Source organism: Rhodococcus sp. P4_B6, assembly GCF_056402215.1.
Genome location: NZ_JBFUHV010000083.1, coordinates 25944 through 36962 on the forward strand (window position 1 = coordinate 25944; position 11019 = coordinate 36962).

At 66.1% G+C, this 11019-nt stretch carries 10 protein-coding genes and 1 pseudogene; 9 read left to right on the forward strand and 2 right to left on the reverse strand.

Features of this window, described 5'->3' with window-relative positions; translation table 11 throughout:
• Nucleotides 1-156: 156 nt before the first annotated feature.
• From AC1DWT_RS30470 to ramB, 3 genes are all read left to right on the forward strand, one after another.
• Nucleotides 157-486 (forward strand): zinc ribbon domain-containing protein, encoded by a 330-nt coding sequence (locus AC1DWT_RS30470; protein WP_338051151.1) that lies wholly within the window; start codon nucleotides 157-159, stop codon nucleotides 484-486.
• Between the two features lie 21 nt (nucleotides 487-507).
• On the forward strand, nucleotides 508-1767 hold the full coding sequence (gene fmdA / locus AC1DWT_RS30475; RefSeq protein WP_206013113.1) for a formamidase: 1260 nt from the start codon (nucleotides 508-510) through the stop codon (nucleotides 1765-1767).
• A 62-nt stretch (nucleotides 1768-1829) separates the two neighbouring features.
• Nucleotides 1830-3242, forward strand: coding sequence for an acetate metabolism transcriptional regulator RamB (gene ramB / locus AC1DWT_RS30480; protein ID WP_072939624.1), 1413 nt, complete (start codon nucleotides 1830-1832; stop codon nucleotides 3240-3242).
• Between the two features lie 39 nt (nucleotides 3243-3281).
• On the opposite strand, the gene AC1DWT_RS30485 is transcribed toward ramB, so the two are convergent.
• Entirely contained in the window at nucleotides 3282-4019 is a 738-nt protein-coding gene (locus tag AC1DWT_RS30485) for a Pycsar system effector family protein (protein WP_143548912.1), read from the reverse strand.
• Between the two features lie 580 nt (nucleotides 4020-4599).
• Between AC1DWT_RS30485 and urtA the strand changes: the two genes are divergently transcribed.
• Genes urtA through AC1DWT_RS30515 form a run of 6 tightly spaced genes read left to right on the forward strand, consistent with a single transcriptional unit; the run spans nucleotide 4600 to nucleotide 10138 of the window.
• Nucleotides 4600-5850, forward strand: a complete 1251-nt coding sequence (gene urtA, locus AC1DWT_RS30490) for an urea ABC transporter substrate-binding protein (RefSeq protein WP_072939619.1) — start codon at nucleotides 4600-4602, stop codon at nucleotides 5848-5850.
• Nucleotides 5851-5898: 48 nt separating this feature from the next.
• On the forward strand, nucleotides 5899-6783 hold the full coding sequence (urtB, locus tag AC1DWT_RS30495; RefSeq protein WP_012689050.1) for an urea ABC transporter permease subunit UrtB: 885 nt from the start codon (nucleotides 5899-5901) through the stop codon (nucleotides 6781-6783).
• The gene (gene urtC, locus AC1DWT_RS30500; protein WP_206013114.1) at nucleotides 6780-7898 is read left to right on the forward strand and encodes an urea ABC transporter permease subunit UrtC; all 1119 of its coding nucleotides are present in this window, start codon (nucleotides 6780-6782) and stop codon (nucleotides 7896-7898) included. The genes urtB and urtC overlap by 4 nt, the downstream gene beginning before the upstream one ends.
• A complete protein-coding gene (gene urtD, locus AC1DWT_RS30505; protein ID WP_477923472.1) occupies nucleotides 7895-8740 on the forward strand; it encodes an urea ABC transporter ATP-binding protein UrtD in 846 nt (281 codons plus the stop codon). The genes urtC and urtD overlap by 4 nt, the downstream gene beginning before the upstream one ends.
• On the forward strand, nucleotides 8727-9440 hold the full coding sequence (gene urtE, locus AC1DWT_RS30510) for an urea ABC transporter ATP-binding subunit UrtE (RefSeq protein WP_072939610.1): 714 nt from the start codon (nucleotides 8727-8729) through the stop codon (nucleotides 9438-9440). Before urtD ends, urtE begins: the two co-directional genes overlap by 14 nt.
• The gene (locus tag AC1DWT_RS30515; RefSeq protein ID WP_072939608.1) at nucleotides 9440-10138 is read left to right on the forward strand and encodes a GntR family transcriptional regulator; all 699 of its coding nucleotides are present in this window, start codon (nucleotides 9440-9442) and stop codon (nucleotides 10136-10138) included. Before urtE ends, AC1DWT_RS30515 begins: the two co-directional genes overlap by 1 nt.
• A gap of 37 nt (nucleotides 10139-10175) precedes the next feature.
• On the opposite strand, the pseudogene AC1DWT_RS30520 reads toward AC1DWT_RS30515, so the two are convergent.
• Nucleotides 10176-10470, reverse strand: a pseudogene (locus AC1DWT_RS30520) (IS110 family transposase); the annotation flags it as partial.
• Between the last annotated feature and the right edge of the window lie 549 nt (nucleotides 10471-11019).

Here is an 11019-nt window from a genome sequence, read left to right on the forward strand (position 1 = left end):
ATTACTCGCCAGTAGCAAATACTCGCAGGTGGTGAACCACATGCACGCAACCCGGCGTACACAGATAGTTGCTCCCGTCGGACCGTGCCGTTCACCGCCTGCGCAGGAGCCTCGACGCATTCGATGTGACTGCAATCACGGATCGGGTCGGCTACCGTGACCTCGAATGGTCTCCTCCGGGCGAAGGGCACCACGATGCCGCTGTACGAATTCCGATGCGCCGCCGACTGCGGCCCATTCGAGCGGTCGTTCCCCATGGCCGACGCGCCCCGGTCCATCACCTGCCCGGGATGCGAACGCGACGCCGCCCGGCTCGTGTCCTCCCCGCGCCTCGGACACGGATCCTCGTCCGCGATGAACCTCCTCGACCGCACGAAGAGGTCGGCTCACGAACCGGACGTCGTGACCGGTCCGCCGCCCCCGGCCACGGCCGGACGTCCACCCGTCACGAGCAATCCGCTGCACCGCCGACTTCCTCGTCCCTGACCGGCCACCGAAGGAGCGCACATGCCCGAACTGCTGTTTCCGCTCGATTCCTCGAAGAAGTTCACCGATCAGGCGATCGTCGGTCACAACCGCTGGCACCCCGACATCCCGGCCGCGGTCACGGTGAAACCGGGCGACTCCTTCCGCGTCCACTGCCGCGAATGGTTCGACGGCGCCATCCACAACGACGATTCCGCCGACGACATCCTGAACGCGCCCCTCACCACGGTCCACACATTGTCCGGGCCGTTCGCCGTGGAGGGCGCGAAGCCCGGCGACCTGCTGATCGTCGACATCCTGGACGTCGGACCCATCCCCCAGGAGGATTCCGGCCCGCTGGCCGGCCAGGGCTGGGGGTACACGGGAATCTTCTCCCGCCACAACGGCGGCGGATTCCTCACCGAGCAGTTCCCCGACGCCTACAAGGCCGTCTGGGACTTCTCCGGTCAGACCGCCACGTCGCGGCACGTCCCGCACGTCTCGTTCACCGGCATCGTCCACCCCGGACTGATGGGCACCGCGCCGTCGGCCGCACTCCTGTCGAGATGGAACGCGAGGGAGGGTGCGCTCATCGCCACCGATCCGGGCCGGGTTCCCCCACTCGCCCTGCCGCCCGAACCGCAGGACGCCGTCCTCGGGTCCCTGTCGGGCGCCGACTTCGACCGCGTCGCAGGCGAGGCCGCCCGCACCGCGCCCCCACGCGAGAACGGCGGCAACCAGGACATCAAGAACCTCACCAAGGGCAGCCGCGTCTTCTATCCCGTGTTCGTCGACGGCGCGAACCTGTCCGTCGGCGATCTGCACTTCTCCCAGGGCGACGGCGAGATCACGTTCTGCGGCGCCATCGAGATGGGCGGCTTCATCGACCTGCGCGTCGACGTCATCAAGGGCGGCATGGACACGTACGGCGTGTCCGAGAACGCGATCTTCATGCCCGGCAACACCGACCCGCAGTATTCGGAGTGGCTCGCGTTCTCCGGAACGTCCGTCACCCTCGACGGGGAACAGAAGTACCTCGACTCGCACCTGTCGTATCAGCGCGCGTGTCTTCACGCGATCGACTACCTCACCAAGTTCGGGTACAGCCCCGAGCAGGGCTACCTCCTGCTCGGCGCCGCCCCGATCGAGGGCCGGCTGTCCGGGGTGGTGGACATCCCGAACTCCTGCTCGACCGTGTACCTACCGACGGCGATGTTCGACTTCCCCGTCGCACCGTCCGCGTCGGGCCCGTTCCGGATCGACCCGGGCGTCGGCGCGCCGCGCTCGGAGAACAGGACCTGATCGCGAGTAAATCTTGCGAAGGTTCCGTTCGCACACCTGACCTGCACCGGTACCATTGCCGTATGTCCAAGACCTTCGTCGGCACCCGGTTGCGTCAGCTCCGAACCGAGCGTGGCCTGAGCCAGGCGGCGCTGGCGAAGACGCTGGAGATCTCGGCCAGCTACCTCAATCAGATCGAGCACGACGTCCGGCCGCTGACCGTGCCGGTGCTGCTGCGGATCAGCGAGGTGTTCGGCGTCGACACCACGTTCTTCTCGTCTCAGGACGACACGCGCCTGATCGCGGAGATGCGCGAGGTCGCGCTGGACCAGGAGATGGGCATCGACGCGGACGCCCAGGAGATCGCGGAGATGGTCGCGTCGCATCCGGGCCTGGCGAAGGCGATGGTCAACATGCACCGCCGCTTCCGCAACACCACCGCCCAGCTGGCTCTCGCGACGGAGGACCGCTACAGCGACGGCAGCGGCAGCGGCGCGATCACGATGCCGCACGAAGAGGTCCGCGACTACTTCTATCAGCGGCAGAACTACCTGCACGAACTCGACACGGCGGCGGAGGAACTGACGGCGCGGATGCGGTTCCACCGCGGCGACGTCGGCGGTGAGATCGCCCGCCGGTTGCAGACCGTGCACGACGTGCAGATCGTCAAGCGCATCGACCTCGGCGAGAACGTCCTGCACCGGTACGACCCCGGGTCGCGGCTGCTGGAGATCTCACCGCACCTGTCGGGTGGGCAGCAGGTGTTCAAGTTCGCGACCGAGCTGGCGTTCCTCGAATACGGCGACCTGCTCGACAAGCTGGTGGCGGAGGGCGGCTTCACGAGCGACGAGTCCGTCGCGCTCGCCCGGCTCGGGCTCGCCAACTACTTCGCCGCGGCGACGGTCCTCCCTTACGGCCAGTTCCACGACGTGGCCGAGGATTTCCGGTATGACATCGAGCGCTTGTCGGCGTTCTACTCGGTGAGCTACGAGACGATCTGCCACCGCCTCTCCACGCTGCAGCGTCCGAAGCTGCGCGGTGTCCCGTTCATGTTCGTGCGCGTCGACCGGGCGGGCAACATGTCGAAGCGGCAGTCCGCCACCGGGTTCCATTTCTCCACCAGCGGCGGCACGTGCCCGCTGTGGAACGTGTACGAGACGTTCGCGTACCCGGGCAAGATCATGAACCAGATCGCGCAGATGCCGGACGGCCGCCGGTACCTGTGGATCGCCCGCACCGTCGAACGCCGCGCCCAGCGTTACGGTCAGCCCGCCAAGATCTTCGCGATCGGGCTCGGCTGCGAGATCCGGCACGCGCACCGGCTCGTGTACGGCGACGGTCTGGACCTCGACGATTCCAACCCGGGCACCCCGATCGGCGCGGGCTGCCGGGTGTGCGAGCGGGTCAACTGCCCGCAGCGCGCGTTCCCGCCGCTCGGCAAGCAACTCGACATCAGCGAGCACCAGAGTTCGGTCTCCCCGTATCTGATCCGCTAGCTCACGACCTTGACCCGCGCCGAGGTACCGGCCACACCGCTATTCGGGACCCCACAGCCAACGCGCGAATCTCCCCCACCGGATTGCCAGGTTTCTTCGCAGACGAGTGGGCACGGGCGCGAGTAAGTACCGTTTGAGGTCGTCGATACGGTCCTGACGCACCGGATGCAAGACGAAGACGAAGAACACCATCAGACCGACTGCAACTGCATACGCCCATATTGTCGTCTGAAAGCTGAGAAAGAGAAGCACCGACCCTACGGTGGTGAACAACAAGGCGAGTTGTGTGAAGCGGTTCTTTCGCCAGGCATTGTCACCGGTGTACTTCAGTTCGTGGGACAGAGCGCCGAGGATCGCCGGACCGTCCAATTCCAAGTACCGATGAATTTCCGTGTCGGACAGCTGTCGGAGATGTCCGTAATAGATGAATTTGTTGTGGTTCCTCGCTTCCGACTGGAGCACACTTCTGCGCCGCAGCACGGGAGTCACCACCGCCACAGCGCACAGTGCCGAAGCGAACACGAAGGCCACGCCCACGAAGTTGAAGACACGCGACGCGCCGCCCAGACCAGCGAACAGACCGCCGTCCGTCGACAGTGCAATGACGGCACCGATCAGAGCCGTATCGATGGTGAGAGTGAACGTCGCTCGTATGTCCACCCGGCCATTCCAATCGAGGAGCGCCTTCTGGATCTCCCAGGCGGTGTCGACGCGAGCCTTGTCCCTCATCACGTCGAGGCGTTCCTGATCGAGTCCGCGATCGGATCCAGTGGTCACCGGCGCGGTGGGCGTTGCGCCGGCAGAAGAATGTGCAGCACCGTCAGACGACTGCGAGCCGGTGTGCCGGGGATGGCTCCGCCTCGACGTCCGGCTTTTCGATCCCGTTGTCATTCGAATTCGCCACCTCACGGGTCGCGCGGTGAACTGTGCGCTTGCCGCTTTGTCCGGGGCTCAGTACATCGCAAACGGTCTGTTTCAATCGTGCTCCCGGGCTCCGCAATTGTCACTGACCTTTTGAACGGCAAATGGTCGTTGTACCACACGGGTCCCGCCGTGTCCGGCAGAATCAGTCGCGGGGATCGACTGCTGCCGGCGCGGACCGACGTCACGGTGGTTCAATCCGACTGAACCGGTGTGGCATTGGCCGCGGGTGCAGGCAGGATCCGGCCGCGTGTCAGCGCTGTGAGCGCTTGTTCACGCAACCGTAATTCGCGTCACGAACACGTCACCGACAGACATTCGGACGCAACAACGGCCGCTTAATGTTCGCCCCACGAATACACCTCTGTATACGTGGGGCGGATACATGTCCCGGGTTGCGGAGGTCCACCAAGTCCTCCGACGGAAAGGCCCGTACATGCGCACCTTCTCCAAGCGCGCCCTCGCTGCACCGACCGCGCTCGCCGCCATCGGGCTCGTGCTGACCGGTTGCGGCAGCAAGGCGTCCGACACGGCCGGCGAGTCCACCGCGGCGTCCTGTGTGGACACGTCCGGGGACACGATCAAGGTCGGGTCTCTGAACTCGCTGTCCGGCACCATGGCCATCAGTGAGGTGACCGTCCGGGACTCGATCGCACTCGCGGTCGACGAGATCAACAACTCGGGCGGCGTGCTCGGCAAGAAGATCCAGATCGTGGCCGAGGACGGCGCCTCGGAGCCCACCGTGTTCGCGGAGAAGGCCGAGAAGCTCATCAGCAGCGATTGCGTCGCAGCCGTGTTCGGCGGCTGGACGTCGTCGAGCCGCAAGGCGATGCTGCCGGTGTTCGAGGACAACAACTCGCTGCTCTACTACCCCGTGCAGTACGAGGGGCTCGAGGACTCGAAGAACATCTTCTACACCGGCGCGACCACCAACCAGCAGATCGTGCCCGCTCTCGACTACCTGAAGGAGAAGGGCGTCAAGTCGCTGTACCTGGTGGGTAGCGACTACGTGTTCCCGCAAACGGCCAACCGCATCATCAAGGCGTACGCGGAGGCCAACGGCATCGAGATCAAGGGCGAGGACTACACACCGCTCGGCTCCACCGACTTCTCGACCATCGTCAACAAGGTCCGCTCCGCCGACGCGGACGCCGTGTTCAACACCCTGAACGGCGATTCCAACGTCGCCTTCTTCCGCGAGTACGCGAACGTCGGCCTGAAGCCCGCCGACATGCCCGTCGTGTCGGTGTCGATCGCCGAGGAGGAGGTCGGCGGCATCGGCGTCCAGAACATCGAAGGTCAGCTGACCGCATGGAACTACTACCAGACCATCGACACGCCGGAGAACAAGAAGTTCGTCGACGCGTACAAGGCCCGGTACGGCGCGAACAAGCCGACGTCCGACCCGATGGAAGCCGCGTACACGTCCGTGTACCTGTGGAAGAACACCGTCGAGAAGGCGAACTCCTTCGCCACCAAGGACATCCAGGACAACGCGGACGGTGTCACGTTCGCCGCGCCGGAGGGACTGGTCACCATCGACGGGTCCAACCATCACATCACCAAGACCGCGCGCATCGGTGAGATCCGCGGCGACGGCCTGATCTACACGGTCTGGGATTCGGGCACCCCGATTCAGCCGGACCCGTACCTGAAGTCCTACCCGTGGGCCGAGTCCCTGGGGTAGCTGGAACACGGTCCGACGAGCACGAGGGAAGAGAGAGGACATACATCGATGGATGTAGTGATCGGACAGCTGTTCACCGGGTTGAGTATCGGATCGATCCTGTTGCTCGCGGCGCTGGGGCTGTCGTTGACGTTCGGCCAGATGGGCGTCATCAACATGGCGCACGGCGAATTCATCATGGCCGGCTCGTACACGGCCTACGTGGTGCAGCAGGTGGTGTCGAGCGCGACCGGTTCTCTGTTCATTTCTCTGCTCGTCGGTTTCGTGGTCGGTGGTGCGATGGGCGTCCTGCTCGAGGTGACACTCGTGAAGCGGATGTACCACCGGCCGCTGGACACGCTGCTGGTGACGTTCGGTGTGGGACTGATCCTGCAGCAATTGGCCCGCGACGTCTTCGGGGCACCCGCCGTCAACGTCGCCGCACCGGGCTGGCTGTCCGGCGGGGTGGAGATCCTGGGCGCGGTGGTCCCGAAGACGCGGCTGTTCATCCTGGTGCTCGCCGTCGTGGCCGTCGTCGCGCTGTCGCTGGCGATGCAGAAGTCGTCGATGGGACGCCGCATCCGCGCCGTTGTACAGAACCGCGACCTCGCGGAGACGAGCGGGATCTCCAGTCGCCGAACCGATGTGACGACGTTCTTCATCGGTTCCGGGCTGGCGGGCGTCGCGGGTGTGGCGCTGACCCTGATCGGCTCGACGAGCCCGACCATCGGCCAGAGTTACCTCATCGACGCGTTCCTGGTGGTCGTCGTCGGCGGCCTCGGCCAGATGAAGGGTGCGGTGATCGCCGCGTTCGCGCTCGGCATCCTCAATTCGTTCGTCGAGTACTCGACCACGGCGTCGATCGCCAAGGTCATCGTGTTCGTGGTCATCGTGGTGTTCCTCCAGGTTCGGCCGCAGGGCCTGTTCGCCGTCAAGACGAGGAGTCTCGTATGAGCATCCTGACGAGTGGCCGCTACCGCGCGTGGGCGGGATTCGCGCTGGCCGCGCTGCTTCTGTTCGTTCTCGCCCCCGCGGTCCTCAGCGACTTCCGGCTGAGTCTGCTCGGCAAGTTCCTGTGCTTCGCGATCGTCGCGGTCGGGATCGGCCTCGCCTGGGGCCGCGGCGGCATGCTCACGCTCGGCCAGGGTGTGTTCTTCGGACTGGGCGCGTACATGATGGCGATGCATCTGAAGATCGCCGACGCCGAACTCCGCGGCGACACCGTGCCCGACTTCATGCAGATCGCGGGCATCCGGGAACTGCCGGGCTACTGGGTGCCGTTCACGTCGCCGATCGTGACGATCCTGGGAATCCTCCTGGTCCCCGCGTCGGTGGCGTTCGTCCTCGGCCTCGGCGTGTTCAAGCGCCGCGTCAAGGGCGCGTATTTCGCGATTCTCAGCCAGGCACTCGCCGCCGCGTTCGCCATCCTGCTGGTGGGCCAGCAGAGCACCGGAGGAAGCAACGGCCTCAACCGGTTTCGCACGTTCTTCGGTTTCAACCTGAACGATCCCGCCAACAAGCAGATGCTGTTCTTCATCGCCGCAGGCGTGCTGCTGGCCGTCGTCGCCGTCACCCGGCAGCTGATGAACAGCCGGTACGGCGAACTGCTCGTCGCCGTCCGGGATCAGGAGGAGCGGGTGCGCTTCCTCGGGTACGACCCGGCGAACATCAAACTCGTCGCCTACGTGACGGCAGCATTCTTCGCAGGCCTGGCCGGTGCGCTGTTCGTGCCGATCGTCGGCATCATCTCCCCCGCCGACGTCGGGATCGTCCCGTCGATCGCGTTCCTGATCGGGGTGGCCATCGGCGGACGCGCCACGCTCCTCGGCCCCGTCCTCGGCGCGATCGGTGTGGCGTGGGCGCAGAGCGCCTTCTCGGAGTCGTTCCCGTCCGGCTGGATCTACGCGCAGGGTCTGCTGTTCATCGTGGTAGTCGGATTCTTCCCGGCCGGTGTCGCGGGACTGTTCGCGCTGCTGAAGCGCAAGCAGAAGGCCGCGTCCGAGCAGCAGCCACGGCCCGGTCCGGAGGACGAGACCGCGGCGGCGGAACGAATGGAGATGGCGCGATGACGATTCCCACCACAACCAAGGAGCCGGTGCTCGGCGGCAACGCCGGAATGTCCAGTGAGTACCTCGAGGCCCGGGACCTGCGGGTCAGCTTCGACGGCTTCAAGGCGGTCGACGGCGTCGACCTCACCCTGATGCAGGGCGATCTGCGGTTCCTGATCGGCCCCAACGGCGCGGGCAAGACCACGCTGGTCGACGCCATCACCGGGCTCGTCCCCGCGACGGGATCGGTCACGAAATCCGGCGTCGAGTTGATCGGCAAGAAGGTGCACCGCATCGCCCGGCTCGGCGTGGGCCGCACGTTCCAGACGGCGAGTGTGTTCGAGGACCTGTCGGTGCTCCAGAACCTCGACATCGCCGCGGGCGCGGGCCGCTCCGCGCTCACCCTGATGCGCCGCCGCAAGACGGTGCTCCCCGCGATCGAGGAGGCGCTCGACATCACGGGTCTCGGCAAGCTCCGCGACACCCCGGCCGGAATCCTCGCGCACGGGCAGAAGCAGTGGCTCGAGATCGGCATGCTCCTCGTGYAGAACTGCTCGGTCCTGCTGCTCGACGAGCCAGTGGCGGGCATGAGCCACGAGGAACGCGAGGAGACGGGAAACCTGCTGCGCCGCATCGGCGGTGAACGGACCGTCGTGGTGGTCGAGCACGACATGGACTTCATGCGCGCGTTCGCGACCTCGGTGACGGTGTTGCACGCCGGGAAGGTGCTGAGCGAGGGAACGGTCGAGCAGGTGCAGGCCGATCCCCGTGTGCAGGAGGTGTACCTCGGGACCGCCGCGGCGGGCGCCGCCCCCGAGTTGCAGCCCGACGTTTCGAAGGAGGACAGCGATGCTCGAGCTTGACGACGTCCGGGCCGGGTACGGCCGAACCGAGGTGATCCACGGAGTGTCGCTGACGGTCCCGTCGGACGGGGTCGCCGCGGTGATGGGACACAACGGCGCAGGCAAGACCACGCTTCTCCGGGCCGCGGTCGGACTGATCAAGGTGAATTCCGGGCGGGTGCTGTTCGACGGCGAGGACGTCACAGCGCTGCGGCCCAGCGCCCGGGTGGCGCGCGGCCTCGCGTACGTGCCGCAGGGCCAGCAGTCGTTCGGTCAGCTGACGACCGCGGAGAACCTGCAGGTGGTGGCGGACGGCCGCAAGCGCGGCAAGGAACTCGTCGGCGAGGCGCTCGACCTGTTCCCGGCGCTGCGCGGCCTGCTCGACCGGCGCGCCGGTCTCCTCTCCGGGGGCCAGCGTCAGCAACTCGCCATCGCGCGGGCGCTGATCACGGAACCGAAGATGCTGATCCTCGACGAACCGACGGAGGGAATCCAGCCGTCCGTCGTGACGGAGATCGAACGCACGATCATGGAACTCACCCGCCGCGGCGGCCTCGGAGTCCTGTTGGTGGAACAGCACATCGGGTTCGCGCTCGAATCCGCCGAGCGCTACTACGTCCTCGAGTCCGGGCGGGTCACGTCGTCCGGCGACGGCGGCGCCGCACCCGATTCCGACGTCCGGACCGCGGTCTCCGACGTCCGCGCGGCGATGGCGATCTGATGGCCCGCCGAGAACCGGCCGGTTCCCTCAGCGACCACGTGTACCTGTCGCTGCGCACCGATCTGATGAGCGGCCGGATCCCGCCGGGACAGCGGCTCGGCGAGGAACGTCTCGCCGACACCTATGGAGTGTCGCGGACACCGGTGCGGGAGGCCCTCGCCCGGCTCCTCGCCGACGGACTCGTCCAGCGCGACGTCGGCGGACTGTTTCCGTACCGCCCCCGCATCGACGAACTGGCCGGACTGTACGAACTGCGCATCACCCTCGAGCTTCAGGGAATCGCCCGGGTCCGTGCCGACGAGTCGCTGTCGCACGACCCGGACGTTCTGGGACCGGAACTCGAGCGGTGGTACGCGCTGCGGAAGGAGAACCCCGAGCCGGATGCCGGATTCGTCGCGCTCGACGAGCAGTTCCACACGGTGCTACTGCGGTCGGCCGGAAACCGGGCGCTGTCCGATGCGCTCGTCAGCGTGAACGCGAAGGTTCGGCCGGTCCGGATGTTCGACTACCTGACCCCCGACCGCATGAGCGCGACCGTCGACGAGCACATCGCGGTGGCCGAGTTCGCACTCGACGGCAAGCTCGATACCGCGTACGACACACTGCTCGCGCACATCAGCGAGTCGCGGGAGGTGGTGATCGAGCGCGCGGAACAGGCGCTTTCCCTCGCGCGGATGGCCTGGGCGATCCGTGATTGAGACAGTTGTCCAACTCGGTGGGACGTTGTTGTTTGTTTGTTGCGGCCGGGCACGGTCCTGACGTCATGGGCGTTGACCAGCATCACCTCGAGGAGTTCCTCGAGCAGGTAGTAGAACGGGCGCCAGTAGTTGCTGGTGGCTTCCATCACCACGCAGGTGACCTTCCGCTCGAGTAGGTGCTCGCGCAGGGCGAGGATCTGGTTGGTCATCGCGCCCCACGTCGTCACCGTGGAGGAGGTGCGTCTGTTGCCGCGGCCCTGGATCCGCACGCACACCTTCGCGTCCTTCTTGGAGATGTCGATTCCCGCGCATCGCGGGTGCACCACGTCCATCACCGCCACCGATCCCGGGCTGGGCCCGATACGTATCTGGTTGTATGGGTGCGTGTTCCGGGGAGGGCGGGGATAGAAACAGGACTCTGACACTCGTGCTCGAAGGCAACAGTCCACGGTTCCCGCGGACGACGAACTGTGCCCTCCGCCACCAAACTAATCCACAGGCTCACCGGCACCATAGAGCATCCGGGGTCGACCGAAACACCCCTCAAGTATCCCCCAACCAGCACCGACCCCACCGGACTGCGGCCGTGACGATCACCGGCAAACCACGCACTCACGGTGACCGACCGCCACATTTCCCCTCACCACGGCGGAGCAGCGCCCCTGGAGAACTGATATGGACGCAGATTTGTCAAGAGGGCAGCAGGAGGCGGACGTCCAGGACCGTCGTCGAGGGACGTCCGCCTCGGGTGGCCCCGGATGAATCTGTTGGTTGGTGGCGAGCGTGTCGGTTGTCGACGCGTTGTCGAAGTCTGATATGCGCGGGTTGGCTACCGCAAAGACAGTTGTTCGGCTGGAGTGGATCGCTGGTCTAACCTCGAG